This is a genomic window from Desulfovibrio cuneatus DSM 11391 (genome assembly GCF_000430005.1).
Classification (GTDB): domain Bacteria; phylum Desulfobacterota; class Desulfovibrionia; order Desulfovibrionales; family Desulfovibrionaceae; genus Frigididesulfovibrio; species Frigididesulfovibrio cuneatus.
Genome location: NZ_AUCY01000038.1, coordinates 1 through 25500 on the forward strand (window position 1 = coordinate 1; position 25500 = coordinate 25500).

Here is a 25500-nt window from a genome sequence, read left to right on the forward strand (position 1 = left end):
CCTAAGCACCGTCATCCCTGCAAAGGCAGGGATCCAGTATTTTTTGGGTGATAGTATTTTCTTGCGGCGCAAGCGCCACACCATTCCTCTTTTCTCTTTATTCTTCCGCTCCGCTTGGGTTAGGGAGCCCTCGCCCGGCCCCCTAACAACCCCAGGCGCTTGGGGCTCTGCCCCAAGACCCCGTTTAGCTCCCGGCCTGCGCTCAGTAGATTTGTTCCGCTCACTCGAAGACTCGTACGCTGCACAAATATATTCGCGCGGAGAGGACACCCTGCCAGAAATGAGTAATGGCGCTTATCGGTTGCCTGCCGGAATAATCTGTTGTGCCACAGAAGGTAATCGCCACATAATCAGGCAGCGGCAACTAAACTACCGCTCTCCGTGTGAGTGGGCGGGCGCAGCAAAGCGCGCGGGGGCTGGGGGGGCTATGAGTAGGCTCGGTTGAGTCGGGAAGTGGGAACGCGCAAGCTGTGCCACAAAAGATAATTCCCACACAGATGGAAAGTGGCGACAAAGCAAGCACATTCTGCATGAGTGGGCGGGCGCAGCAAAGCGCACGTGGGGTGGGGGGATACTCAAAGAATTACCTGTAAGGTGCGGCGAAGACGCCGCGATAGCCCAATTCCTTACCCATTGCCACTGCCCTGGCCTTCATGTAGTATCAAGTATACGTTTACTCATTGCCCTGCACCGCTTACACTCCGGGGGCCGTATGCACCGCATATTGTTCTATCTGTTCATGTTTTCTGGTATGTTTCCTTGCAATCTCCCAGTATCGGTTGCTAGTTCCGCGACAAAACATAACGCAAATAGCACCCAAAGCACTGCCCCTGTGCCCCCGGCACCGGGGGACATCGTGGCAGAGTTTGTAGGGTGTTATTCTGGGGGACTAGGTGAGCCTAGTTGTGTTTATGCAGAACCTGATGGTAATACCTTTTCCGTCCTTGTATGTGCAAGTTTCTTAGTAAAAGAAATATGTGAAGAAATGGGTGCATTCTATGCCACTTTTGATCCCTATGATGCCAACTTACGAGAACTAAATCTTGGTCGGCAGTTTATCATTACACCTGAAAAAACGATAGAAAAAGAGAAAAATGGCATTCCTCGCATTGACTGGATACGCCCAAGCGCTATTCGTCTTGACACTCGGCCTGGTGTGCCCCGCAACACACAGGTTTTACCCTACCAAACCCTGGAGGGCACGGTGGAGTGCGTGGAAAATCCTAATTTTCAAATGTATTTTACGAATAGCAAGCATCAACGGTATAGTTTGCACCGTAAAATGTTTTATGGCACAAATGGCGACTTTATGGCAACGTTTTGCCCTGATGTACCTGGATACCGAGAAGATGGTCGTCCAGGCCCATATCGTTTACAGGGTGATATTGTCTATAATGAAGATGAATCAGGAATCCCGAGGTTTGAAGTGGTGCGGCCAGCCTGGAAAAAAAATAAAAAAGGCCAGTGGCGAAAAGTGCGACTTCCTTGGCCCTATGACAAAGAATAATTCCTGCCAGTAATTGTAAGGAATACGGCTGCTGGCAGGAATTGTTTTTCATTTATCTAATTACATTTATTTTTCGTGACTCTTAAGCACATAATGAGCTTTATCAATGAACGTATTGACAAATTCTTGTAGCTTCACTTCAGCATGCTGTTTTGTGGCATATTCCCCATTCTTTTTGAAATAAGTAGGGTTGCCACTTATTGCCCCTTCAGATAATGTACCTTTCACCGTTTTATCAGGCGAAAGATTATTAAATGCGGCACTTCCATTTGGTCCCATTAAATATCCTTTGTATAACTCCAGGGCAATTTTTTCTGAATCTGCCGTGGGTTCTATTCCCTTTTTTTTCAGCAACAGTTTCGCGTACATGGGGCCATCATACAAAGAGGAATCTCCATATCGTTTGATGATTTCAGCCCTTTTTGCCTTTTCGGCATCAGTTTCTGGTGCGACAGCCTCACGCGCGTCCTTACCCACCTGAAACATTCCTTGAAAACCTTTAACAGATTCACTTGTTGTTTCAGTGTCAAGCTTATTTTCTAAAATTGCTATTCCCACCAGTATCTCCAGCGGAATACCTGTAATTTTTGCCATGTCTTCCAGCACAGGTTGTACGGCAGGAAATTTTTTCGCAAAGATATCTGCATCCCTTTTATGTTTGCTGTACTCTGCATCTGTCATGTTCAGTCTGTGCTGTCGCAAAACTTCGGGTAGTTGTTCCACCCCTTTCCCATCAATGGTCTTTGGTATTTCCCCTACTGTGCTTTCTCCATGTGGGGCACCAAAGGGGTGCGAAATACCTTTATGTGAAGCGCCACCAGAGCTTGCCTCGGCCTTTGTAAAGCGCAACCCCTGCGGGTCAACACAACTCACGGGGTCGTCCACGCAGTAGTCATACAAATCGGCATCGCCACGCAGGTCGCGGGCAGGGTCTTGGGCGGTGAAGCGTCCGGTTTGCGGGTCGTAGTCGCGGTAGCCGAAGCGCACGAAGCCTGTATGTTCATCCACCAGCCCGCCCGCAAAGCCTAGGGGGAAGGACAATTCCGGGAAGGAGTCACGCAGGACGTTGCCAAAGCTGTCGTAGGTGATTTCCTTCACCATGCGGCCGTCTTCCGTGCTCAAGATGCGGATGCTGCCCACCTGGTCAGCCCCGATGTGCAGGAACAGGGTGTCTGTAGCCCCTTGTGCTTGGAACATGGGGGAATACTGATCCAGATTGCCGCGTTGAAAGCGTTCACGTATGAATGCCGCCCCGGTACCGCTGATATGCACCCCGGCGGGCACACGGTTTCCCTTGTACTGGAACGTGTAGCGGGTGTCCTGCATCACGTCGTAGTATTCGTACAGTTGCAGCGGGCTGTGCCAGCGATATTCCCCCATAAGCCGCCCCGCCAAAAGAATGCGCTCCGGCAGCAGGCTTTGCCCATATTCATAGCGCACCTCAAACCCGGGAGGCAGGGTGACGCTGTCCAGCCGAGTGTCGTCGCCGTAGCTGAAATAGGTGTTTTTGCCGTTTTCCTGCCTGCCGCGCAGAGTGCCGGATGCGGTGTAGTAAAAGCGAGTAGCGTTCACCTCTACCAGTTGCCCTTCGTCATTGTAGGTGAACCGCCGCTGCCCGCCCCGGTGGCGCAAGGCATCGGGCACGCGGTCGGCAATGCGCTGGCCCTGGGCGTTGTATGTGTATTCTTCGGTTACCGCGCCGTTGCAGCGTACCGTGGCAAGGTGCCCAGCAACGTCATAGGTATACTCCCAGTGGGTACTTTCATTGGGGGTGTGTTCTTCCTTGGATTCTATTTTGCCATGCTGGTTGGTGAGGCAGCGCATGCGGAAGACATTGGCACCAGAACCCGAGGGAGCACTGCCAGCCTGTGGTGAACCAAGCAATGACTGGCGCGGAGCAGTGGCTTGCCAACCTTCCGCCTGCGAGGTCATGGGGCGGGATGCCCCGGAAAGAAGCGTGCCGGAACTGCTGGCATTGCCTTTGTTACCAAACACGATTTCACGCAAAAAATCCTCGGTACTCATGGGGTGCATGTGCTGCCTCCTGCCATAGGGTAAACACAATTGCGCCGCCCATTCACAACGAATATGCGGCAGCAATTTTCCCCATAGCAGAAGAAGATACGTATAGTAAGGCTTGGTTGTAGGCTTAGGACATGCGGGAGAGGGGTGAGTGGCATAGCTAAGAAGCTACGCGCTATCATTCACTCATAGTAAAAAATATCGCGGCGTCTTCGCCGCACCTTACAGATAATTCTTCGTGTCACCCCCAGCCCACGCGCGCTTTGCTGCGCCCGCCCACTCACACGAAGTGTGGTAGTTTAGTTGCCGCGTCCTTACTACGTGCCGCTTATCTTTTGTGGCACAGCGTATTCTTGCAGCAAGCAACCGATAAGCGCCCCTTACTCATGCCCTGCACGGTGTACTTTCCGCGCGAATATATTTGTGCAGCGTACGAGTCTTCGAGTGAGCGGAACAAATCTACTGAGCGCGGGCCACAGGCTTAGCGGGTCACGGGGTGCAACCCCGTGGGTGTGGGGTTGTTAGGGGGCCGCACAAGGGCCCCCTGACCCTAGCGGAGCGGAAGAATAAAGAGAAAAGAGGAATGGTGTGGCGCTTGCGCCGCAAGAAATTAGCCTAACCCCCTAAGAATACTGGATCCCCGCTTGCGCGGGGATGACAGTGCTTAGGCCATGGCTGCGGTACGCCGCACAAAACTACGCGCTATCTCATTGAAAATACTGGATCCCAGCCTGCGCGGGGATGACGGTGCTTGGGCCATGGTGGCGGCACGCCGCACTACCTCCTGCACCACCACCTCTTCCACAAACTCCTTACCCCACCTATTTACACATCGCCCTCATGGCCAGCGGCAACTGCTGTTCTGGCCCAAAGGGCTGTGCAGAAACATGCAACGCCGGGGGCGTTTGCCTGCGTTTAAACTCCGAGCCATCCATTAGCCTTCGCACCTCGTTCACCACGGCACTGTCAAACCCTGCTGCCACCACCTCGGCCCGGCTTTTTCCTTCTTCCACCAGCAAATACAGCACCTTGTCCAGCACCTCGTAGGGCGGCAAGGAATCGCTATCTTTCTGGTCTGGTCGCAGTTCTGCGGAAGGCGCTTTTTGCAGAATAACTGAAGGAATCACCTCTTTCCCGTTGCGGGCATTGAGCCAGCGGGCCAAAGCGTAGGTTTCCGTTTTATACACATCGGCTATTACCCCCAAGCCGCCGCAGCTATCGCCATACAGGGTGCTATACCCCACAGCCGATTCTGACTTGTTGGAGGTGTTCAGCAGCATGGCCCCAAACTGATTGGCGTAGGCCATAAGCAACATGCCGCGTATTCTGGCCTGAATATTTTCTCCGGCAAGGCCAGTCAGCCCTGGGGGAAAGGCCGCTTCCATGGTGTGCCGCGCAGCATCCAGCACAGGTTCAATAGGTACGGTGTGGGTGGCAATGCCCACATTGGCTGCCAGTTCCAGGCTGTGGTCTATGCTGCCCTGGCTGGAATAGGGGGAGGGCAGCAACAGCCCCATAACGTTTTCCGGCCCCAGCGCTTCTGCCGCAATAGCCGCCACAAGGGCGGAATCCATACCGCCGGAAAGCCCCAGCACCACACGGGTAAGGCCACATTTACGCACAAAGTCGCGGGTGCCCGTTACAAGGGCTTGCCACAGGGCTTCTTCCCTGCCGGCCAGAACAGCCGCTTCGCCTTGCAGCGGGGTGGCTTCGCCCTTTGCCTGCACAACGGCTTCCTGAAACAGCGGGGCCAGGGCCAGCAGTTGCCCCTTGGCATTGCAGGCAAAACTGCCGCCGTAAAACACGTTGCTGTCTGTGCCGCCTGCAAGGTTTGCCAGAAACACCGAAGTGCCGTGGCGCTGGGCCATGCTGGCGGCGTTCTTCATGACCTTTTCACGCCGGAAATGCCTGTATGGCAAGGCCCCCAAAATACAAATGCCTGCCACACGATGGTGTTGCAGGCAGTCGCACAAAAGCGATTCTTCCTCAGGAAACGATTCAAGCAGGGAAGCTTCCCCCAGCAACACGGCAAAGCGGTGCCCCCCAACCCGGACCAAGCCGCAGGGTTCCCCTGGCACCAGAATACGGCTGGCCTGCTCCCCTGCCCCATGCGGGGTAAAACACTGGCGGGCCACCACAGTGTACGTGCCATTTTCCACCAGCACGGCTGCGTGCTGGCGTTCTGCTGCTGCGCCATGGGCCGCAATGGCTACCCCCAGCAACACCGGGGGCAGGCCCTTGGCGGCATGGGCTTTGGCAAAAGCGGGCAGCGCTTCCTGGTTGGCCTGGGCAAACACATTGCGCTGCAACAAGTTCCCCGCACCACCTCCGCACAGGGCCCAGCCTGGGGCCACACACAAGGCCGCCCCCTGGGCCGCGGCTTTGGCCACCTGGGCCAGCAACGTGGCACTGTTACCTGCAAAATCCCCCAGCATGGGGTTGTGCTGCACAATGCCTATGTTCATTGCAAAACATCCTGCATGGAATACAGCTTGCCCGCAGGTTGTTGCTGCAACCACAGGGCTGCACGCAAGGCACCACCAACAAAATTCTCCCGCGAATGGGCCTGGTGGGTCACTTCAACGCGTTCCCCCGGCCCCATAAAGTACAGGGTATGCACCCCCACCACATCGCCGCCGCGCAATGTTTGAATGCCAATTTCCCTTTTTGGACGCTCCCCAATAATGCCCTCACGGTGGTAGCAGGCGGTTTCCGCCAGGGGCCAGTCACGCGCTTCGGCCACACATTCCGCAAGGTGCAGGGCAGTGCCGCTGGGGGCATCTTTTTTGCGGTTGTGGTGAATTTCCATAAGCTCCATATCGTAATCCGGGCCAAGCAAGCGCACCAGCTCTGGCAACACCTTGAGCAGGGCATTTATCCCCAGGCTCATGTTGGGCGACCAAAAAATAGGCGTTTTCTGGGCCAACACTTCCAGGGTGGCGCGTTCTTCTTTTGTCAGCCCGGTGGTGCCAATAATGTGCCGTGCCCCGGCAGCCACGGCAGCATGGGCCGTGTGCAGGCTGCTGGCAGGGGAAGTAAAATCAATAATGGTGGCCCCCGGCACGCTGGCCAGCACTTGCTGTACCTGGCTGGATGCAGGGCAGCCAAGGGTTTTGGCTTCTTCCAGTTTTTCTTCGCGATCCACTACCCCGGCAAGGGTAAATGCGGGGTTTTCCCGCACGGCACGCACAAGCATGGAACCCATTCTGCCCATTGCCCCCATAATAATTACTGGAACTGCCATAACAACCTCCCAAAACGGTTATAATACTCAATGCGGTTACTGTAGAAAAAAATAGCTGGAATTACCAGCCCAAGCCGTGGGTATTCTTTTTAGGAATTTTTGACTGGGGGACGCTGTCCCCCAAGCCCCCTGCAAGGGACGTGACGCCCCTTGACCCCCATTAGCGTTCAGCTTTTCGCATAGCGAAAAACTGAACGTAAAGGTGGGGTTCCAAGGGCATCATGCCCTTTAACGTACTGTTCAATAAAATTCCAGATTGTGCAATTTTTTTGCTGTCAATGGTTTTATGGCTACTTTTGTCCAAAATTGAACCGCAAAAAGCGTTGCAACCCTAAGCTATGTTGAGTGTCTTTTTGAGTACGCAATATGCACATACTCAATGAGAGGGGGGGCAATGTTTACTGCAAAGCAAGAGCAGAGCAAGCGTTTTGAGTTTACGGTACGTTTTCTTGAAACCGTCAAGGTCACGGACAAGGAAGAACGCTACACCGATGCTAAAACGCCATGGCTTACTTTAGCGGTGAAGCCTTCCAAGCGCAAGAAGGAAGGTACAAAGCTCTGGCGTTTTCGGTACATGGTAGATGGTGAAGCGCAGATGATTTCCTTGGGTGTTTATCCTACCGTGTCCTTAAAGAATGCCAGAGGCAAAGCCCATAACGTGCGCAAGATGCTGGACAAGGGACTTGACCCTTCCCAAAAGCGGCGACTGCCTGCCATTACCGCCCTGGAGCAGGCTGCATAGTGTATTCTTTTCATGCAGGCCTGACTTTACAATTCTTACCTCTCTACTACCACGCTTATTATTCCTTGGAAGGTATGCGCCATTGTGCACCATGCCTTCCTCTTTTTCTGTGCCCTTAGTCCTGAAAGGCATCATCTGCCATGTCTAAAGTTCTGTCCTTCCCCCTTGTGATTCTTGGGGGTTGGGGCTGCGTATTCGCCCTGATGGGTTCAACGGGAAAGAAACGGGCAGAATGGCAGAGCAAATTTTGGCACAACGTTACCTGCAAATAGAATTACATATTTTGACGTATTCAAAATGAGTATTTTTTATTTATTATCAATTTAAACCGCAGGAGATATTTATGACACATGCGCCCATGACCAAACGAGAGCGAGATATTCTACGATATTTGGCTCAAGGTTTTTCCGATAAAAGTAATAGGGCAGTATTTGTACATAAGTCCCCATACTGTCAGTCGGCATATCCGTAATATATGCAAAAAATGCAGCGCAGCAAACAGTGTGCATTTGATTTCTCTGTTTGCCGGAGTTTCTTGTCTTGCGCCATATCCTGGCCTTACCCGCAGAGAAAATCAAATTGTTTCCTTCTTGGCGCGTGGAATAATCCCGCACGCTATTGCCGAGGCAACAGGTATTTGTATTTCAACTGTGTATAAGCATCGTGAAAATATTCTGCTTAAACTCGAAGCGCACAGCACTCGTGAAGTGGTGGCATTGTTATATCAAGCCCAGAAACAGCAAGAGCAGAAAGCAAAAACGCATTATACAATCAAAATATCAAGTTACAGGTAGCCGTGTGCCCATGTTCATACTCATATAACAGCATAACTTCAAGGAACCCATGATGCCGAATATCTCCTCCCTCAGCCAGTTGGTTACCGCCATCTCCAGCGCAGTGTTGGAGGCACAGGAAAAGATTGAAGCCGCTCAGGTGGCTAACCTCATGAGTTACTTCAAGCGCAAGCCTGGGCACGCGGGTTTCTTCCCTGTAACCATGAAGGTGAACTTGCCTTCGCAACGGCCCGGAGCACCAGCCGGAAGCACAGAGGCTTACCGTGTGCCTTATTTGTCCGTATTGCCCTACAGCGCGTTACGCATCAAAAAAGCGGATGTGGATTTTGATGTCAGCTTCAATTCCCTGGATATAGATGCTGGCGGTCTGCCGGATATGGATATTCAGGGCAGCAATTCCACACAACGTTCCCTGGAGCGGGCGGAACAACTGCCCAACCTGACCATTGATATGGGAGCCCATAAAAAAAGCGGCTCTTTTACGGCGCACGTCCAATTGACTCTGGAAGGGGTGGATTTGCCGGAAGGTGCGGCCCGCCTCATTAATGAATTGATAAAAACCAGCCAGACATATGAAAGCCCTGCTTCATCAGGTGGGGCAGCAGCGTCTTCCGCACAGGCTGCAAATGCAACATATGATGACTAAACACACAAAAACGCTTGGTCGCGGAGCAAACGCAACCTGCAACATAACGGAGATGCATCATGTCAGAACTTGTATCAATGGGCGATCAATTCAAAGGGTTGCCCATGGGCGACCTTATTGGCGGCCCCTTGCGGGCTGCCTGCGATTCGCAAATCCAACTGGCCAATGCCACAGCCGACTTCATTAAAGCCGTGGGTTTCATACCCAACAAAGATGGAGGCATGGGGCCTGTGAGAACGGCCTGCTTCCAGTACACAAAAATGATTCAGGGCAGCGACGGGACAGTGACCCCCTATAAGGCGGAGTTGAACGTGCCGCTTTTGGCCATCGTTAAAATTCCGTGCCTGGCGGTGAAAAAGGTAGACATCACCTTTGATATGGAAGTGAAGTCCTCCTTCAGCGAAAAGTCTTCGCTGGACGCATCAGCTAAATTATCCGCCTCGGCAAAATTCGGCTTTGGCCCCATCAGCGGTACGGTGAACATATCCGGCTCTGTCGCCAGCCATAAGGAAAATGCCCGGTCTTCAGACAATTCGGCAAAATACCATGTGCAGGTACTGGCCGAAGATGAAGGCATGCCGGAAGGCCTTGCCAGAGTGCTGGATATTCTTCAAGCGTCTACCGAACCCATCTTGCTGGATAGTGAAGGCAAGGCGCTTGATGGCAACGGCAAAGCTATTATTGGGGCAATTCCCGGTACTCAGGATGCAGAAGGAAAAGAGCGCCAAGGCAGCAGCAAAGCCATTGCGCAGCCCATGAAAGAAGTAACCGGGCAAGGGGCGCAAAGTTCTGCTTCTGCTTAGTCCTTCAAGCCATTCCCTTACATAGTCCCGGCGGCAGTACATTCACCCCATAGCCACGACCAGGCGCTTTGCCGTCGGGATTTGGGCAATTGCACGTTGCAATTGCCCGGTGCGCGCGCAGCGGGCACCCGCACAGCGTGTCATTGTATGTTGTCCTTTTTCTGAATGTTTGAAGAAAATCAATGCCCTTGCAAAATACGCATGGCTATTTTTTAAGCCAAACTGTTCTGGGAGCGTTACCATGAGCCTGACATTCGACCTCAGCACAATACGCTTCATAAAGCGCATCTCCGTTGGCAGCAGCAACCCCGCCAACCCGGAAGGGGAAGCGGAAATAGAAGCTGCCACGGAACTGCTAAACCGCTGCCTGAATGAAACGCCGCGCGGCGTCATTCTGGGTATAGAGAAAAACTTCGGCTTGTTCAACTTGGGCGAGCACCAGGTGGTGTTGCAGTGGATGGTCTACCATGTGGGCTTTCCGCGCAAACCCGGATGGTTGTAATAAGTTGGCCTTGAAAAAGGCCGGCATCAACAAGTAAGGAGGCGGCGATGCGCACGGCAACCCTTGCTACAGAAACGCTTGCGGAATACTTGCGGCGGCTGGCTGTTGCAGAAAATCTGCGCTTAGTCAAAAGCTGGCGCATGCGTTTGTGCGCGCTGGCCCAACGCTGCGACCCTTTTGCCGCGCAAGCGTTGTGTGGTGAACATGGGCCGCGCATCAGCCGTCTGTTTATGGAAATAGCCTGCTTCGAGCGTGTGCCGCTGGGCTTTCTTCTGTCTGAAAAGGAACTTCCTGCCGCGCCCCTTTCCCGGCTTACTCTGGGTGCCCCCGGTGTGCTACGGCGCTGGCTCAACCTATACCGTCCGCATACCCTGTGCATTGAAGTCTCCCTGCACGGGGTAGATGCCGCAGTGCGGGTATTCCTGAAGAAACGCTGATTTATTCCGTTTGGCTGCGTTACTCGCTAAAGCCGACAGCAGTCGCGAGCATAGCGAGCCGTGGAGTGACAAGGCGGGCGTAGGCGGCTTTGCCGCCGAAGTATGAATCCCGCCGCAAGAGCGGAGAAATGAAACAGTCGAGGACGGAAGAGTTGACTCGGCCCGTCCTGGGCCTCGGCCTTCGGCTCCCGCCCTTTGGGTGGGTCCCAATTCTGCTTTCCTGCAGAATTGTCACTCCTGCTTCAAAAAAAACTTGTGCCTTGCCAAACGAAATAACTGCGCGTTTCAACAATGCCATTTAAACCGAAAACAGCACAAAAGGAGCAGAAAATGAATAATTTCGAGCAGTTCACAAAACAATGGTTGACGGCTTTGCTTGTGTGCCTCGTTCTTGCCCTTACGGCCTGTGGGCCAGATACCTCGAAAGTGCTGGCCCATGCTCCAAAGCCCGACACATTGGCGAGCCAGGCAAGCGGCGGGTACAACCCTGCCATGCCCGAGGGCCAGGTACTGGTTGCGGCTTCCGCCGCCAATGCCTACCGTTGCTACACAGTGAACAACTGCCGCAGTAATTATACTTCCGGTGTGCCCACAGCCCAAGCGTGTAGCGAGTTGGGCGGCAACAGTTGGACAGATAAAAATGGCACATGCATTGCCAACATTGGCGAATAATTGCAGCCCAAGGAGTTTCTCATGCCTCAACCACCATTAACCTGGGAAGACATTACCCGTGCTGCTGCCGATTTGGGCATTGAACCATGCACCATGCAGGCCGTGTGCACGGTGGAATCCGCCGGAAACGGCTTTTTACCTTCGGGCCGGGCCAAAATTCTGTTTGAAGGGCACATTTTCTGGCGTGAATTGAAAAAACGGGGCGTACCCCCGGAAGACTATGCCGAGGCCCACCCCACCGTGCTGTACCCCAAATGGACAAAGGCCCATTACCTGGGCGGGGAAAAAGAACATGATCGCCTGAATGAAGCCAAAAATATTCAGGAAGAAGCGGCGTTGGCTTCCGCTTCCTGGGGGGCGTTCCAGATTATGGGATTCAACCACGCCGCGTGCGGCTATGCCACGGTGCGCGAGTTTGTGCACGCCCAGGAACAAGACCCCATAACCCAACTGGAGGCGTTTTGCGGCTTCATTCGCACTAACAACCTGGTGCGGCACTTGAAAAACCACGATTGGGCCGCCTTTGCCAAAGGCTACAACGGGCCGGGGTATGGGCAGAACAGGTATGATGAAAAACTGGCAGGGGAATATGCGAAGTGTTTGGAAAGAAGTGCGCATGGGTAATTCCGGACGCATGTAAAGCCATAACCTGCACGGCAACAGTAAGTGCAAACTACAAGGAGAATGTTATGCGTATTCAAAGAACGAACGGTGAGTACTTGATTCTTGGACATGGCAGCTACCCGGAGGGAGAGGCTGAGTGGTTTGGTGAGTTTACCGCCCCTGAAGGCATCGAACTGATCCTTTTGGCTGTGCCCAACGCCGCCGTAAAGATACGGCTTGGTCAAGCCATGGTGAACAATGAAATCTGCGACCTATGTTTGCGTGAACGAACAACCAGCGAAATCAAGGACGCCAACTACACCCCGCGTACGTACAGGGCGGACGAGCAAGTTCCCTCTTACCGTTTGCAGCATGCTCCGGAAATTCGGGTTGATGGCGCAACGGGAATCATTTCTCCGTCAATAGGGGGAAATGCGGCTTACTTGGCAGATTTAGTCAGGCAAATCCCTGTGCGACAAGGAAAAACAACACGTTGTTATGTGGCCTGTTGCGCTGGGTTGCAGGGTGCAACAATTCGCTATTCTGTGGACCTCAAATAGCCCTAGTGTGCTGCCTTTGTATATTACAATTCAGTAGAGCGAAGGTAAGCCTTTTATTCTCAACAATGAAGATGGATTGCCACGCGGCGTTGCCGCCCGCAATGACAAAAGCGAAAGTATTGCATCGTGGCAAGAAAAGTGCCCCTGCGCAGGCAGGAATCCAGTATTCTTAGCATGTTAGGCTGTCTTATGCGTGTGGCAAGTGGAAATGGGTAAAAGCAAAAGACACAATACTGGCCCCCTGCCTGCGCAGGGGCGACGGTGCTATGGCAATGGCACGCCGCACAAACTCACGCGCTACCGCTCTTAAAAACTCCCCCTCATTCCCCCTCCTCCGCATTCACCAGCGCCACCAGATCATACGTTTGTGCTTCGGTAATTTCTGCCTGCACCAGCGCGCCGGGGGCCGCGCCCGGCCCACTGATATACGTTACCCCGTCGCTTTCCGGGGCCTGGAACCAGGCCCTTCCGGTGAACAGCCCCGGCCATTCCCCTTGCGGGGCATCCACAAGAATATCCATGGTTTGCCCAACGTATTGTTGCAGCAGTTCTTCGCTGATATCGGCCTGAATTTCCATTAACGCATCGCGCCGCCACTGTTTTTCTCTATCTGGAATCTGGTCTGGCATGGTGGCGGCAGGGGTGCCTTCTTCCTGCTGGTAGGCAAACACTCCCAGGTGGTGGAAGCGCGTGGCCTGCACAAAGTCGCACAGTTCCTGAAAGTCTTTTTCCGTTTCACCGGGAAAGCCCACAATAATACTGGTGCGCAGGGCTGCCTGCGGAAAGAATTCCCGCACCCGTTCCACCGCGGCGCGGGGGTTTTGGGCAAAGGGGCGGCCCATGCGTTGCAGCACGTTTTTGGAAGCATGCTGCAAGGGAATGTCAAAATAAGGTACAAAAGGCTTGCCTGCTTCCTGCAAAAAGGAAAGCAGCGGGCGGGTAAGCCCGGCGGGGTACAGGTACATCAGGCGCAGCCGTTCCAGCCCCGGCAGGGGCAGCAGTTTTTCCAGCAGGCGTTTTAAGCCGCCGCTTTTGCCAAGGTCGCGCCCCCAGGAGGTGACGTCCTGGGCTACCAGCACAAGCTCTTTTATGCCGCTGTGCACAAGGCCTGCGGCTTCTTCCACCAGCATGGCTTCCGGGTGGCTTGTCAGGGGGCCGCGTATGGCAGGAATGGTGCAAAAGGAACAGGCATGGCGGCAGCCGTCGCTAATTTTCAGCCAGGCGTAAGAAGGCCCGGTGGAGGCAAAACGCCCTTCCGGGGCAGGGCCAAGGCCCAGCTTTTGGCACAGCATTTCCGCCCAGTTGGCAAGGTCGCGGTTGTCCAGAAACAGGTCTACCTCTGGCAGGTCCGGGGCCAGGTCTTTGGCCCCGTAGCGGCCCACAAGGCAGCCTGCCACGGCAATAAAGGGGCGCTTGGCCTTGGGCTGGGTGCCTGCGGCTTCAATGGCTTCCAGAATGGTGCGGACAGATTCTTCCACCGCAGGGCCAATAAACCCGCAGGTGTTAATGAAAATAAGCTCGGCAGCTTCTGGTGTTTCCACCATGCGTACAGGGCCAATGCTGCCAAGAGTGCGTTCCGTGTCTACCCGGTTTTTGGGGCAGCCAAGGCTGGTTGAATAAATACGAAGCACAATGATCCTTGCTTGATAGAGATAATTACACAATGAATTTTATTGACTTTTATTTGGGAAGGCTCTGCCTCCCCAAACCCCTCCGCCAAGGGCATGATGCCCTTGGAACCCGCATCTACGTTCATGCTCCCGCTTCGCGGGAGCATGAACGAAAATGGGGGTCAAGGGGAATCATTCCCCTTGCAGGGGGTTGGGGGACAGCGTCGCCCAATAAAATCAATGGAATTTATTGTGCAATGGCCTCTTATACGGTGTTTTTTTGGCGGGTGGCGGCATACCACTGTGCGGCGGTATGTAAAATGTGGTCCAGTTGCGAGGTGCGCGGCACCCAGCCAAGGGTTTCCTTGGCAAGCCCGGCCTGGGCCACCAGGGCTGGCGGGTCGCCGGGGCGGCGCGGCCCCATGGTGTGGGGCACGGGTTTGCCCAGCACGTGTTCAGCGGCCTGAATAATTTCCTGCACGGAAAAACCGCTGCCTGTGCCCAGGTTCAGGCGCAGCACGCCGCCATTTTCCAGCAGATGCTCCAGGGCCAGCACATGGGCGCTGGCAAGGTCTGCTACGTGAATGTAGTCGCGTATGCAGGTGCCGTCTGGCGTGGGGTAGTCGTTGCCAAAAATGTGCAGGGCAGGAATGTCGCCAAAAGCGGCCATGAGTACGCGGGGAATAAGGTGCGTTTCCGGCACGTGCCATTCCCCGGTTTCCCCTTCCGCATCGCACCCGGCAGCGTTGAAGTAGCGCAGGGCAGCGCTGTGCAGGCCATAGGGGGCGTGGTAGTCTGCCAGCATACGTTCCATCATGCTTTTGGTGGCCCCGTATGGGTTAATGGGGTTCTGCGGGGTGGTTTCGTCCATGGGAATAGTGGGGGGCAGGCCGTACACCGCGCAGGTAGATGAAACAACAATGTGCTTTACCCCGGCAAGGCCCATGGCTTCCAGAATACTGTGGGTGCCTACCACGTTGTTGTGGTAGTACAGGCCTGGATCGGTAACAGATTCCCCCACGCAGGAAAGGGCTGCAAAATGGATGACGCCTTCAATGCTGTGCTGGCGCATGGTGCTGGCAAGCAGGGTGGTGTTGCGGATGTCGCCGTGCACGAAGTCGCCCCAGCGCACCAGGGAGCGGTAGCCAGTGGAGAGGTTGTCGTACACCACGGGGGTGTGGCCTGCCTGGGCCAATGCCTTGCAGGTGTGGGAACCAATGTAGCCGGCACCGCCGGTGATGAGAACACGCATAGTTCACCAAATTGTTTTTGAAGTAGTAAGTGGGAGTATTCTGGAAGGTATTGTGCGTGGAGGTGGAGCGAGTGTCAAGGGGGAATGCGGGATGCAGGGGCAGAAGAGGATTAGTTTTTTGTGTTTTGTTTTGGGCGTGGCACGTTGGTAAAACTAGCCTTTTTCGCGCATGCGACCTTTTTCCGCTCGGGCTGCGTGGAGATGCTTCAGCGGCGTAGCCGCTTTCGCCCTCCGCCCTCGCTCCACGGCTCGCTAACGCTCGCGACTGCCGCCGCCTTGTCTGCACAAAAAATTCTATCTTTTTACCAACGCCCCGCCCAAGCACAGCCCCCTTGCTCGCGCCGTGGATGCACCTGTGGTGCCTCCACTCGCTCGCAAGGGCTTGGAATGTCGCTAAGTCGTAGTGTTGCCCAATACACCCCTCCGCCAAAATCTTCCCTAAAGCCGACGGCAGTCGCGAGCATAGCGAGCCGTGGAGCGAGGGCAGAGGGCAAAGGCAGCTTTGCTGCCGAAGCATCTCTACGATGCCCGAGTGGAAGGAAGGCGGCTACGCCGCCGGAGCATCCTATCCGCCGCAGGAGCAAAAGAAAGTCGAGTGAGGCCGGAGGGTGCAAGAAAGGATGTGCTGATTTTTTTCGTTTGGCAAGGCGCGATGCTTTTTTTGCAAGGGCGGGCTGGGCTCTTTCGCCCTGCCCCCCTTCAAAAAAAGCAAGCAACGCCGCCAAACGGAAAAAGGCGGCACATCCTAGCGGCGTAAAAAACGGTCAGCCATAAGGGACGCAATAGTCCCGTCTGCCGCAGCGGTTGTCAACTGGCGGAATGTCTTGGCGTTAATGTCGCCAGCGGAAAATACGCCGGGTATGTTGGTTTGCATGTTGGCGTCTGCCAGCACGTAACCCTGCTTGTCCAGGGTAATGGAATGGGCAAACAGGCGGGAGTTGGGAAGCTGCCCAAGGAACACAAACACGCCGTCTACAGGAATGGTTTCCCGCGCTCCGGTTTGGGTGTTCTCTAACACAGCCCCGGTAAGCACGTTGTGTTCCACCACCAGGTCATGCACACGTGTTTCTTTCATGGTGCGCACATTTTTATAGGCCATGAGCTGGTCCTGCGTTTTTTCCGCGGCAAAAAAGCGGGGCATTACTTCCACCAGGGTAAGGTGGGCAACGCCAAGCTGCATCAGGTATAGGCTTTCATCAAAGGCAGAGTTCCCGCCGCCTACCACCAGCACGCGCTTGCCCTTGTAGGGGGCACCGTCGCAAATGGCACAGTGGTGCACCTGGTCGCTGGGGGTGGGCACTTCCAGGGGCAGGGGCTTTCTGCCAGTGGCAAGAATAATGGTGGGGGCTTCATACACGCCTTCGTCGGTGTGTACGCGCTTCGTGTCACCGTTCAACTCAAGGCTGGTAATTTCGCACACTTCTTCCACAGGCACGCCCAGGGCGTCTACCTGGTCGCGTACTTTTTGCATCAGCTCCATGCCATTAATGTCTGTGTAGGAAGGAAAGTTTTCCACTGTATAGGTAGAATTGCACAGCCCGCCTGTAATGTTGGATTCCAGCACCACGCAGGAGTGGTTGGCACGGGCAAGGTACACAGCGGCTGTCATGCCGGCAATGCCGCCGCCAATAATAACGGTGTCAAATTGCTTAGCAGCATCCATAATGGTCTCCTTCAAAAGCGGTGCAAAAGTGTCTGGCGTGGTGGCAGTGGCGGGTGCGGCAGTGTGTGCTGTGGCGGGGCTAGGCCTTGGCGCTGTCGTAAAATGCAGCCATTTCCTTGGGGTTCATCAGGCCGGCCTTGGTGGCAGCCACTTTACCGCCCTTGATGACAAGAATGGTGGGGGCGCGCTCTGCACCAAATGCTTTGGCGGTGTCGGCTTCTTCTTCAATATCAATAGAATAAAAAGAAATTCCCTGGCGCTGGCCAGAAAATTTTTCCAGCACTTTTTCCATGTTTTTACAATGGGGGCAAAGTTTTTTATAAAAAAGAGCAACCCCTTCCTTGGTGCTTTCAAGGGTAGTGGCAAAATTGGCAGATGTGAGCTGGGTGAACATAACGCCTCCTAGGTAACGACAGGTGGTTTTTTTCGCACTGTACGGGAAGCAGCAAGATGCTGCATAGGTTTTTTAGGGAACCGCTGATTAAGGTCGAATAATCAGCGGTTCATTGACCTTTGTGAAACAAAGTATACACCAAAGATACTGTGGGTTCTGTAGTTTTGGCAACAATTAGATAGTCTCCCCTGAAAAAAGGGAATGCATTTGAAGGTGGCCAATAATCATCTATTCCACTTATTTTTATGCAATAAATGCAAAAATGACCCAATAACCAAACGGGAATTGGGTCTGGAGGGTGGACAGTAGGCGGGTAAAACGCTTCCTTGTGCATAAAAGAAGAGTTATAAGAGGACTGTTACACTGTACGGGGGCTTTCACTGTATCTGCAAGGTGCAGGTGTACACAACACAACAGGTATTTTAGCCGAGGAAACCATTGCTATGGACCATGTTACCAATGACAACATATATTCTGGGCTTACTGCACAAGAGGTTGCCGCAATACAGGCCAGAGAGGGATATAATGAGTTAATGGGCACGGCCCCGCGCACCTTTTGGTACATTGCCCTGGGTGTGGTCAGGGAACCTATGTTCCTGCTTCTTGTTGCGTGTGCCACCATATATATTATTCTTGGCAGCATGGAAGAAGGCATAATGCTGTTGGGTTTTGTGCTTGTGGTTATGGGAATAGAACTTTATCAGGAACGAAAAAGTGAAAAGGCGCTGGAAGCGCTCAAAAACCTCGCCAGCCCCCGTGCTTTGGTTATACGAGAAGGGCAACAAGTACGCATTGCAGGAAGAGAGGTTGTTTGCGGCGACATTATTGTGTTGCAGGAAGGGGACAGAGTTCCGGCAGATGCCACCGTTTTGCAGAGCACAAGCCTGCTTGTGGATGAAGCGATGCTGACGGGCGAATCTGTTCCCGTGCGCAAGCAGGAATGGCACGACGAACAGCAGGATGCACAACCAGGGGGCGAGGACAGGCCTTTCGTATATTCGGGAACCATGGTTGTTCAGGGGCACGGCCTGGCAAGGGTGACGCACACAGGTATGCATACCCAATTGGGGCGCATAGGCAGCACCTTGAATGAAATTGAAGAAGTTCCTACACGGCTGAAAAAAGAAATTGGGGTGCTGGTAAAACGCCTGACGTTTGTGGGCATTATCTTGTGTGCCCTTGTTATGGGGGTGTATTATTTTACCCGCGGGGAGCTGTTACAAAGCTTTCTGGCAGGGATAACCCTTGCCATGGCCATACTGCCTGAAGAGTTTCCTGTGGTGCTCACCATTTTTTTGGCGCTTGGGGCGTGGCGTATTTCCAAGAATAATGTTCTTGCCCGCAATGCTTCTGCCATTGAAACGTTGGGTTCTGCCACCGTGTTGTGTACCGACAAAACAGGCACCCTTACTGAAAACAACATGAAGGTAGTAACACTTTATAATGGGGAACGTTTTTGGGAATTTGCTGAAACAACGAACTTTCCCGAAGAATTTCATGGCATTATTGAGTATGGCATACTTTCAAGCCAGCAGAACCCTTTTGACCCCATGGAAAAAGCCATTAGCGCCATGGGCGATGTTTTTTTGCAGAATACAGAACACCTGCATGCTGATTGGGAAATGCTCAAGGAATATCCGCTTTCTAAAAAACTGCTGGCCATGTCCAGGGTGTTCCGCAGTGCAGCAACAAACACACGGGTTATTGCTGCCAAGGGTGCCCCGGAAACAATATTTGACTTGTGCCACCTGCCTGCCCATGCCCAGGCCCAGTATGCCGAAGCCGTACAAGCCATGGCCCGCAAAGGGTTGCGTGTTTTGGGGGTAGCTAAAGCCATGGTGCAGGAAGAATCCCTCCCCCAGGAACAGCATGACTTTGATTTTACGTTTATAGGCCTAATTGGCTTGCAAGACCCTGTTCGTCCGGAAGTTCCTGCTGCGGTGAAAGAATGCCAGCAGGCAGGGGTGCGGGTTATTATGATTACGGGCGATTACCCTGTTACGGCACAAAATATTGCCAAGCATATTGGGTTGCAGCACGTTGAGCAATGCATTACCGGCAGTGAGCTGGCCGAAATGGATGAAGCAGAGCTGCGCCGCCGCCTGAAGGAAACATGCATTTTTGCCAGGGTTATTCCTGAACAAAAACTCAAAATAGTAAAGGCCTTGCAAGCCAATGGCGAAATAGTAGTGATGACGGGCGATGGTGTGAACGATGCCCCGGCCTTAAAAGCCGCCAACATTGGCATTGCCATGGGAGAGAAAGGGACTGATGTGGCGCGGGAAGCCGCAGCGCTTGTTCTGCTGGATGATAATTTTGGTTCTATTGTCAATGCCATGAAAATGGGCAGGCGCGTTTTTGATAACCTGCAAAAAGCCCTTGCCTACATATTTGCCATTCATGTGCCCATTGCAGGGCTATCTCTTATTCCCGTACTGTTTGCCGGGTACCCACTTGTTTTGTGGCCCGTGCACGTTGTTTTTATGGAGCTTATTATAGACCCGGCCTGTTCCATAGTGTTTGAAGCCGAGCAGGCGGAAAAAGGGGTTATGGCAAGGCCGCCGCACAAAACAACGGAACCCTTTTTTGGCATGCGTAAAATTGGCATCAGTTGTTTTCAGGGCGTGTGGGTTCTGCTTGCCTGCCTGGCTGTGTACTTTACAACAATACGCCTTGGCTACCCGGCAGAAGAAATGCGGGCCATGACCTTTATTGCCCTTGTTACGGCAAACATCATGACAATTCTTGCAAACCGTTCATGGCATGAATCGCTTGTAACCATTATGCGCACACCAAACCCGGCCGTGTTCTGGGTAATTGGTGGTGCCTTGTGTTTTATTACTGTAGTGCTCCAGGTTCCCTTTCTGCTGCGGCTTTTTCAGTTTTCCCAGCCTGGGGCGTGGGAAATACTGTTGGCTGTTCTGGCCGGAACGAGTTCGGTATTCTGGTTTGAGGGGTACAAGTATGTACAGCGAAGGAAGGGGCGATTATTGCTCAACACCTAGGGGAACGCTCATTTATTCCGTTTGGCAAGGCAGGAACTTTTTTTGCTGGGGGATTCAAAGAAATAAACGCTATAATGGGGTAAAAGGCGGAGGTTTTTCGTTTGGCAAGGCGCGAGGTTTTTTTACCGGGGCGGCTGGGCTCTTTTGCCCTGCCACCCGGCAAAAAAGCCGAAGCAACGCCGTTTTAACGGGGTAGGAGAAGATAGAGCCGTGTAGCCAGCCATTCCAGCACAATAGTGGGGTTGGCCATGTACACAAGGCTCTCCTGGCATTCGGCCAAAATTTCATCCACCATGCGCAGGCGCGGGGCAGGCAGGCGGGCAAACAGCGCTTCCAGGCCTTCTGTTGGCTTGGCCCCTGTGTGCAGGGCTTGCAGGCAGCCCACCAGGGCGTGGCGGCACAGGTTGGTGATGTTGTTCACCAGGGCCGGGGTAACAGACCCCTTGGAGCTGGTAAGAGAAAACAGCCCTTGCCCGGTAAGCATAAACTGGCACAAAGCCGCTTCCCACGGGGCAAGTTCATTGCGCAGGGCGGCGGCGCTGTGTTCTGCCCTGGGCCACGGCAGGGTAACCACCATGCTGCGGGAAACAAGGGTGGGCAGCAGGCGTTCACGCTGGGGGGCAAGCAGCAGGAAGGATGTGGCGGGCCGGGGTTCTTCCAGTGATTTCAGCAGGGCGTTGGCGGCAGCTTCCACCAGGGCCTGGGCTTCATGCAGAATAATAACGCGGCGGGTAGCTTCGCGCGGGGGTTCACCCAGCACGCTGCGCACTTCGCGCACGTCGTCAATTTTAATGCTGGCGGCTGCGCCGTCTAAAAAGAAGATGTCGCGGTGCAGGTGGGTAATGCAGCGCATGCACACCGGGCATTCCAGGCAGGGGCCTTGCCCGTTTTGGGGGCTGGCGTTGGGGCAGTTGGTAAGGGCAGCCCAAATATTGGCAGTGTTCAGGCGTTCTTGGGCAGTGCCACCTTCAAATAGCAGCACTTGCGGCGGGGCAGTGGCAAGGCGCAGCAGGGCGGCGCGGGTGTGGGCAAGGCGGGGGTTGTTCCATAGGGTGGTGGCTTGCAGCAGTAGCGCTGCCACTTCAGCTTCATCGGGCAGGGCGTCTTCCCCCGGCTGTTCTGCCGGGGCGGCTGCACGGGGCTTTGCAGCGCTGCCAGAAGCTTTGCGGCTTCTGGCAGCGGGAGTTGCGCGGGGGGTGCTCATCGCAAAATGGTCTGTTCCCGGCCTGGCCCAACAGAAACGATGGAAACAGGGGCGTGTGCAAGCTCTTCAATGCGGGCAATGTAGCGCTTGGCGTTTTCCGGCAGGGCGTCCCAGGTGGTGATGTTTTCAATGGACTCATTCCAGCCGGGCATGGTTTCATACACCGGGGTAACGTGGGCCATACCATTTTCCAACTGGGGCGGGTACTGAATGCGCTGGCCTTTGTATTCATAGGCAGTGCAAATGTGCAGTGTTTCCAGGCCGGAAAGTACGTCCAGCTTGGTCAGGGCAATGTCGGTAATGCCGCACAGGCGGGAAGATTCGCGCAGTACCACCATGTCCAGCCAGCCACAGCGGCGCTTGCGCCCGGTGGTGGCCCCAAATTCAAAACCTTTCTGTTGCAGGTATTCCCCTGCTTCATTCAGTTGCTCGGTGGGGAATGGCCCGGCGCCCACGCGGGTGGTGTAGGCTTTTACAATGCCCACTACGCGGTCCAGGGCGGAAGGAGCCACCCCGCTACCAGCGGCGGCGTTGCCTGCCACAGTGTTGGAAGAGGTCACAAAGGGGTAGGTGCCGTGGTCAATGTCCAGGTGAATGCCCTGGGCCCCTTCAAACATAATGTTGCCACCTTTGGCCACGCAGTCTTGCAGGGCGCTGCTTACGTCCGCAAGGTAGGGGGCCAGCTTTTGGGCGGCGGGCAAAATTTCTGCCAGCACGGCGTCTGCGTCCAGCGGGGCAGAACCATACAGGTATTGGAGCAGGGCATTTTTTTCCTGCAGGGCTTTGCCAATTTTTTCCCGCAGCAGGGCTGTGTCTACAAGGTCGGCAGCGCGAATGCCAATGCGGGCGGCTTTATCTTCATAGCACGGGCCAATACCGCGGCCAGTGGTGCCAATTTTGCCGTCTTTTTTGCTGGCTTCGCGGGCTTGGTCCAGCACTTTGTGGTACGGCATAATCATGTGGGCTTTGTAGGAAATTTTAAAGCGGTCCGGGCTAATGGGCACGCCCTGGGTGGCAAGTGCTTCCATTTCCTGGCACAGTACCACGGGGTCTGCCACCACGCCGTTGCCAATAAGGCACAGCTTGCCTTCATGCAGAATGCCCGAAGGAATAAGATGCAAAATATACTGCTGGCCTTTTACCTTAACAGTGTGGCCCGCGTTATTGCCGCCTTGAAAGCGGACAATGGCAGCAATTTCAGGGGAAAGCAGGTCAACAATTTTTCCCTTGCCTTCGTCGCCCCATTGCGCACCAATAATAACTATGTTGGACATGCAATTCTCCTTGGCGCCCAGTGCCCCGGGCATAGCCATGGGCTGCGCGGCGCGCGCTTGTGGTCAGTCTTTTTTGGGAAAGCTCAAAACCGTTGCTTTGGTGGGAGCCTGTTTTTTGGCAGGCTTGCGGCCTTCATGCCCTTTGCCCTGATACTCTTTGCCCTGCACAAATAAATTGGCGGGGGGCAGGGTTGGTTCTGGCGGGGGGGGCATATCTGCCGTGTTTTCCGCCTGGAGCATGAGATTATAGTTGAATAGCTTATTTTTCCATTGCACCGCCTGAATCATGCAAAGGGCCAGGGCTGCTTCTTCCCACCGCTTGCTTGGTTCAAACTCATGCACTTGCATGGCATATTTCTGCCACAGGTTCATCAGCGAAGCTTCATCATAGCTGTTCAGTGTGCCAGCCAGCTTTTGCAGCATTCTTTCCATGGGCAGGCTCCTTCACCTTGTTGCGCGTGCTGTATGTAGCGCACACGTATGGCGCGGCCCATCAGTTTGCTTTATATGCGGCAAGCTGTCAGGCAGCGCTTCCTGAGTAAACGCTGAGTTCTTCCGTTTGGCGGTGTTACTTTGCTTTTTTTGAAACAGTCGAGGACGGAAGAGTTGACTTGGCCCATCCTGGGCCTCGGCCTTTGGCTCCCGCCCTGTGGGCGGTTCCTAATTCCGCTTTCCTGCGGAATTTTCACTCCTGCTTCAAGCAAAAGCTCGTGCCTTGCCAAACGAAAAACTGAGCGTTTCCAAAAAATCGTTAAAACAAGGGTGTCCCCAAGCTTCAGCCACACGCACCTGCCCACTGCATGCAGGGGCTGGTGCCCGTATTTTCGCTGGGCACGACTGTTCAACAATGCCAGTATACGCCAAAGATTCGCATCCTAGCAAACAAAAAATAGGGGTAATTGCCGGGGCGTGGCCCAAGGTATTTTTTCATGCCCCGTGGCATGATTGACAGGCAGGACGTTTTGTCCTACTTTCCTGCTCTTCACGCACGGCATATACGCTTGTGTGCAAAGTGCGCCGATAGCTCAGTTGGATAGAGCAACTGCCTTCTAAGCAGTAGGTGCGGGGTTCGAGCCCCTGTCGGCGCACCAAATTTTAAGGGCTTACTGAACATCAGTAAGCCCTTTTTTTGTTTTTTGGCACAGGCTTTTCTCTTTTACTTTCCTGTAGCCCTCACAGCACGTCGTTCAATCTCTGTGTGAGCGGACGCGGTAGGTGAGAATCCCTTGCAAGAAAGATGAGAATTGAGGAAAAGAATTTTTGAAGGAATTTACACGGGTCAGGCTTGCGCCTGGCCCGTGTTTTTTATGTGGTATGGGTGGTAGTGTGCAGTGTTATTTTTAGCACAGTTTTGTGGTGCTACATGGTGTATTATTATGTGTGTTTATTGTGCTGGATGTATTTGGTCACCGAGGTTTTGATTCGGGGGTATAGTTGCTGATAAGCACTTCTCCTGCTGTTATATTTTTTTCTTTGTTACAGGTATATTTAGTGTTCACGCTTTCAATGGTGAACTGGTTGAATATAGTGCGCACTTCGGGGGTATCATTCAGGCTAAGGAGGAATTTACCTTTGATGCCGGAGAGTTGTGTATTCAGTTTTGTGAAGTCTTCCTGGCTGAAGATGTCCGGGCCGTAGTAATTTTCGCAGTTCCAGTATGGTGGGTCTATGTAGAAGCACGTTTCTGGCCCGTCGTAGCGGTGTATAATGTCGCTATAGGGCAGGCATTCCACATACACGCGGGAGAGGCGAAGGTGTGCGGCAGAGAGGTATTCTTCCAGGCGCAGCAGGTTCAGTTTGCTGGGGCGGGTAAGAGCGTATCCAAAGGTCGGGCCAGTTATTTTGCCACCGAAGCAGGCCTGGTGCAGGTAGTAGAACCGGGCGGCCCGTTGGATGTCGGTAAGGGTTTCCGGGGGTGCTGTCTTCAGGCGCTCGAATTCTTCGCGGGCTACCAGCACCCATTTGAAGTAGCGCATGAATTCTTCCAGGTGCCATTGGAGGCAACGGTACAGGGTGATAACTTCCTTGTTGATGTCGTTGATAACTTCCACGCGGCTCTCTGGCTTTTTAAACAGCACCCAGGCGGCACCGGCAAAGGGTTCCACGTAGCAGGTGTGTTGTGGCAAGCGTTCAATAATACGTTTGGCAAGAAGGCTTTTGCCGCCCATCCACCCGGCAAGCGGGGGGCGGCAGGCAAGAGAAAGGTTGTTTGGCATAGAGTATCCTTACAGAGGCTCTAGGCCTTCATGGGTTTGGCGGTCTGTGCGGGGGAGCCCGCGCCGCTGGTTATGTGGTTAAGGGTGGCGCACCGGGGGCATTTGATGGTAATGCTGAGGGCGGTGCCTTTGGCGAGAAGCCGGTGACAGTGACCACAACGAATTTCTGGCATGAATACACCTTGTGTGCTTGCCTTTTCCGCTGTACTTCTTTTGTGTCCGCGCGTGGACGAGGCAGCGGAACGAACCGGGCATGGCTTAGGTGCCTGGGGGCCGTGGGCGGTAGGTCAATACCGTTCGGTGGGGCGTTGGCGCGCCCTGCCTGCCTGCTTTCCTTTTTTCTCTCTCTT

The 25500-nt window shown here is 54.0% G+C and carries 23 protein-coding genes and 1 tRNA gene; 12 read left to right on the plus strand and 12 right to left on the minus strand.

All coding sequences use genetic code 11. The features are described from left to right. Window positions 1–856: 856 nt before the first annotated feature. A complete protein-coding gene (locus tag G497_RS20175; protein ID WP_156908044.1) occupies window positions 857–1507 on the plus strand; it encodes a hypothetical protein in 651 nt (216 codons plus the stop codon). Between the two features lie 66 nt (window positions 1508–1573). Here G497_RS20175 and G497_RS0110060 read toward each other — a convergent pair whose 3' ends face one another. The 3 genes from G497_RS0110060 to dapB form a co-directional block, all read right to left on the minus strand. Further along, a complete protein-coding gene (locus tag G497_RS0110060) occupies window positions 1574–3541 on the minus strand; it encodes an RHS repeat domain-containing protein (RefSeq protein ID WP_027188053.1) in 1968 nt (655 codons plus the stop codon). Between the two features lie 809 nt (window positions 3542–4350). Next, window positions 4351–5994, minus strand: a complete 1644-nt coding sequence (locus G497_RS0110070) for an NAD+ synthase (RefSeq protein ID WP_027188054.1) — start codon at window positions 5992–5994, stop codon at window positions 4351–4353. After that, the gene (gene dapB / locus G497_RS0110075) at window positions 5991–6773 is read right to left on the minus strand and encodes a 4-hydroxy-tetrahydrodipicolinate reductase (RefSeq protein ID WP_027188055.1); all 783 of its coding nucleotides are present in this window, start codon (window positions 6771–6773) and stop codon (window positions 5991–5993) included. Before dapB ends, G497_RS0110070 begins: the two co-directional genes overlap by 4 nt. Window positions 6774–7167: 394 nt before the next feature. On the opposite strand from dapB, the gene G497_RS17665 reads away from it, so the two are divergent. The 9 genes from G497_RS17665 to G497_RS0110115 all read left to right on the plus strand — a co-directional run bounded on the left by G497_RS17665 (window position 7168) and on the right by G497_RS0110115 (window position 12532). Beyond that, window positions 7168–7515, plus strand: coding sequence for an Arm DNA-binding domain-containing protein (locus tag G497_RS17665; protein ID WP_051258029.1), 348 nt, complete (start codon window positions 7168–7170; stop codon window positions 7513–7515). A gap of 419 nt (window positions 7516–7934) precedes the next feature. Further along, entirely contained in the window at window positions 7935–8309 is a 375-nt protein-coding gene (locus G497_RS19860) for a helix-turn-helix transcriptional regulator (RefSeq protein WP_281171058.1), read from the plus strand. A 49-nt stretch (window positions 8310–8358) separates the two neighbouring features. After that, window positions 8359–8955 (plus strand): DUF2589 domain-containing protein, encoded by a 597-nt coding sequence (locus G497_RS0110085; protein ID WP_084516187.1) that lies wholly within the window; start codon window positions 8359–8361, stop codon window positions 8953–8955. Between the two features lie 59 nt (window positions 8956–9014). Next, the gene (locus tag G497_RS17670) at window positions 9015–9758 is read left to right on the plus strand and encodes a DUF2589 domain-containing protein (protein WP_084516190.1); all 744 of its coding nucleotides are present in this window, start codon (window positions 9015–9017) and stop codon (window positions 9756–9758) included. Between the two features lie 241 nt (window positions 9759–9999). After that, on the plus strand, window positions 10000–10260 hold the full coding sequence (locus tag G497_RS0110095; RefSeq protein ID WP_027188057.1) for a hypothetical protein: 261 nt from the start codon (window positions 10000–10002) through the stop codon (window positions 10258–10260). Between the two features lie 47 nt (window positions 10261–10307). Beyond that, window positions 10308–10697 (plus strand): hypothetical protein, encoded by a 390-nt coding sequence (locus tag G497_RS0110100; protein WP_027188058.1) that lies wholly within the window; start codon window positions 10308–10310, stop codon window positions 10695–10697. A gap of 330 nt (window positions 10698–11027) precedes the next feature. Next, complete coding sequence (locus tag G497_RS0110105) at window positions 11028–11369, plus strand: hypothetical protein (RefSeq protein WP_027188059.1); 342 nt, start codon at window positions 11028–11030, stop codon at window positions 11367–11369. 21 nt (window positions 11370–11390) lie between these two features. Further along, window positions 11391–11993, plus strand: a complete 603-nt coding sequence (locus tag G497_RS17675; RefSeq protein WP_034637490.1) for an N-acetylmuramidase family protein — start codon at window positions 11391–11393, stop codon at window positions 11991–11993. Window positions 11994–12058: 65 nt separating this feature from the next. After that, window positions 12059–12532 carry a putative adhesin gene (locus tag G497_RS0110115; RefSeq protein WP_027188060.1) on the plus strand — a complete coding sequence of 158 codons (474 nt, stop codon included), beginning with the start codon at window positions 12059–12061 and terminating at the stop codon, window positions 12530–12532. A 320-nt stretch (window positions 12533–12852) separates the two neighbouring features. On the opposite strand, the gene rimO is transcribed toward G497_RS0110115, so the two are convergent. The 4 genes from rimO to G497_RS0110140 form a co-directional block, all read right to left on the minus strand. Continuing rightward, window positions 12853–14163: a 30S ribosomal protein S12 methylthiotransferase RimO gene (rimO, locus tag G497_RS0110120; protein ID WP_027188061.1), complete on the minus strand. Its 1311-nt coding sequence runs from the start codon at window positions 14161–14163 to the stop codon at window positions 12853–12855. Between the two features lie 244 nt (window positions 14164–14407). Beyond that, complete coding sequence (galE, locus tag G497_RS0110125; protein ID WP_027188062.1) at window positions 14408–15394, minus strand: UDP-glucose 4-epimerase GalE; 987 nt, start codon at window positions 15392–15394, stop codon at window positions 14408–14410. A gap of 745 nt (window positions 15395–16139) precedes the next feature. Continuing rightward, a complete protein-coding gene (locus tag G497_RS0110135) occupies window positions 16140–17057 on the minus strand; it encodes an NAD(P)/FAD-dependent oxidoreductase (protein ID WP_027188063.1) in 918 nt (305 codons plus the stop codon). A gap of 79 nt (window positions 17058–17136) precedes the next feature. Then, window positions 17137–17451 carry a thioredoxin family protein gene (locus G497_RS0110140; protein ID WP_027188064.1) on the minus strand — a complete coding sequence of 105 codons (315 nt, stop codon included), beginning with the start codon at window positions 17449–17451 and terminating at the stop codon, window positions 17137–17139. Window positions 17452–17894: 443 nt separating this feature from the next. Between G497_RS0110140 and G497_RS0110145 the strand changes: the two genes are divergently transcribed. After that, a complete protein-coding gene (locus G497_RS0110145) occupies window positions 17895–20456 on the plus strand; it encodes a cation-translocating P-type ATPase (RefSeq protein ID WP_027188065.1) in 2562 nt (853 codons plus the stop codon). Window positions 20457–20640: 184 nt separating this feature from the next. Here G497_RS0110145 and G497_RS0110150 read toward each other — a convergent pair whose 3' ends face one another. The 3 genes from G497_RS0110150 to G497_RS20460 all read right to left on the minus strand — a co-directional run bounded on the left by G497_RS0110150 (window position 20641) and on the right by G497_RS20460 (window position 23366). Continuing rightward, window positions 20641–21660: a DNA polymerase III delta subunit-related protein gene (locus tag G497_RS0110150; protein WP_084516192.1), complete on the minus strand. Its 1020-nt coding sequence runs from the start codon at window positions 21658–21660 to the stop codon at window positions 20641–20643. Then, the gene (locus tag G497_RS0110155) at window positions 21657–22934 is read right to left on the minus strand and encodes an adenylosuccinate synthase (protein WP_027188067.1); all 1278 of its coding nucleotides are present in this window, start codon (window positions 22932–22934) and stop codon (window positions 21657–21659) included. Before G497_RS0110155 ends, G497_RS0110150 begins: the two co-directional genes overlap by 4 nt. A 63-nt stretch (window positions 22935–22997) precedes the next feature. After that, window positions 22998–23366 (minus strand): hypothetical protein, encoded by a 369-nt coding sequence (locus tag G497_RS20460; protein ID WP_211228758.1) that lies wholly within the window; start codon window positions 23364–23366, stop codon window positions 22998–23000. A gap of 582 nt (window positions 23367–23948) precedes the next feature. On the opposite strand from G497_RS20460, the gene G497_RS0110170 reads away from it, so the two are divergent. Next, a tRNA-Arg gene (locus tag G497_RS0110170) sits at window positions 23949–24025 on the plus strand. 315 nt (window positions 24026–24340) lie between these two features. Here the strand turns inward: G497_RS0110170 and G497_RS0110175 are convergent. Continuing rightward, a complete protein-coding gene (locus G497_RS0110175) occupies window positions 24341–25150 on the minus strand; it encodes a DNA adenine methylase (protein WP_027188069.1) in 810 nt (269 codons plus the stop codon). A 20-nt stretch (window positions 25151–25170) separates the two neighbouring features. Then, window positions 25171–25323, minus strand: a complete 153-nt coding sequence (locus G497_RS19865; RefSeq protein WP_084516194.1) for a Com family DNA-binding transcriptional regulator — start codon at window positions 25321–25323, stop codon at window positions 25171–25173. Window positions 25324–25500: the final 177 nt, after the last annotated feature.

Excerpts from the sequence above, each read along its gene's own strand:
- dapB (WP_027188055.1), bottom strand. The coding sequence starts at position 6,773 with ATGGCAGTTCCAGTAATTATTATGGGGGCAATGGGCAGAATGGGTTCC.
- G497_RS17670 (WP_084516190.1), top strand. The coding sequence starts at position 9,015 with ATGTCAGAACTTGTATCAATGGGCGATCAATTCAAAGGGTTGCCCATG.
- G497_RS0110150 (WP_084516192.1), bottom strand. The coding sequence starts at position 21,660 with ATGAGCACCCCCCGCGCAACTCCCGCTGCCAGAAGCCGCAAAGCTTCT.
- G497_RS0110060 (WP_027188053.1), bottom strand. The coding sequence starts at position 3,541 with ATGCACCCCATGAGTACCGAGGATTTTTTGCGTGAAATCGTGTTTGGT.
- G497_RS0110085 (WP_084516187.1), top strand. The coding sequence starts at position 8,359 with ATGATGCCGAATATCTCCTCCCTCAGCCAGTTGGTTACCGCCATCTCC.
- G497_RS20460 (WP_211228758.1), bottom strand. The coding sequence starts at position 23,366 with ATGGAAAGAATGCTGCAAAAGCTGGCTGGCACACTGAACAGCTATGAT.
- G497_RS0110095 (WP_027188057.1), top strand. The coding sequence starts at position 10,000 with ATGAGCCTGACATTCGACCTCAGCACAATACGCTTCATAAAGCGCATC.
- G497_RS0110070 (WP_027188054.1), bottom strand. The coding sequence starts at position 5,994 with ATGAACATAGGCATTGTGCAGCACAACCCCATGCTGGGGGATTTTGCA.
- G497_RS17665 (WP_051258029.1), top strand. The coding sequence starts at position 7,168 with ATGTTTACTGCAAAGCAAGAGCAGAGCAAGCGTTTTGAGTTTACGGTA.
- G497_RS0110105 (WP_027188059.1), top strand. The coding sequence starts at position 11,028 with ATGAATAATTTCGAGCAGTTCACAAAACAATGGTTGACGGCTTTGCTT.
- G497_RS0110140 (WP_027188064.1), bottom strand. The coding sequence starts at position 17,451 with ATGTTCACCCAGCTCACATCTGCCAATTTTGCCACTACCCTTGAAAGC.
- G497_RS0110135 (WP_027188063.1), bottom strand. The coding sequence starts at position 17,057 with ATGGATGCTGCTAAGCAATTTGACACCGTTATTATTGGCGGCGGCATT.
- G497_RS0110155 (WP_027188067.1), bottom strand. The coding sequence starts at position 22,934 with ATGTCCAACATAGTTATTATTGGTGCGCAATGGGGCGACGAAGGCAAG.
- G497_RS0110175 (WP_027188069.1), bottom strand. The coding sequence starts at position 25,150 with ATGCCAAACAACCTTTCTCTTGCCTGCCGCCCCCCGCTTGCCGGGTGG.
- G497_RS0110115 (WP_027188060.1), top strand. The coding sequence starts at position 12,059 with ATGCGTATTCAAAGAACGAACGGTGAGTACTTGATTCTTGGACATGGC.
- G497_RS17675 (WP_034637490.1), top strand. The coding sequence starts at position 11,391 with ATGCCTCAACCACCATTAACCTGGGAAGACATTACCCGTGCTGCTGCC.
- G497_RS0110100 (WP_027188058.1), top strand. The coding sequence starts at position 10,308 with ATGCGCACGGCAACCCTTGCTACAGAAACGCTTGCGGAATACTTGCGG.
- galE (WP_027188062.1), bottom strand. The coding sequence starts at position 15,394 with ATGCGTGTTCTCATCACCGGCGGTGCCGGCTACATTGGTTCCCACACC.
- G497_RS19865 (WP_084516194.1), bottom strand. The coding sequence starts at position 25,323 with ATGCCAGAAATTCGTTGTGGTCACTGTCACCGGCTTCTCGCCAAAGGC.
- G497_RS0110145 (WP_027188065.1), top strand. The coding sequence starts at position 17,895 with ATGGACCATGTTACCAATGACAACATATATTCTGGGCTTACTGCACAA.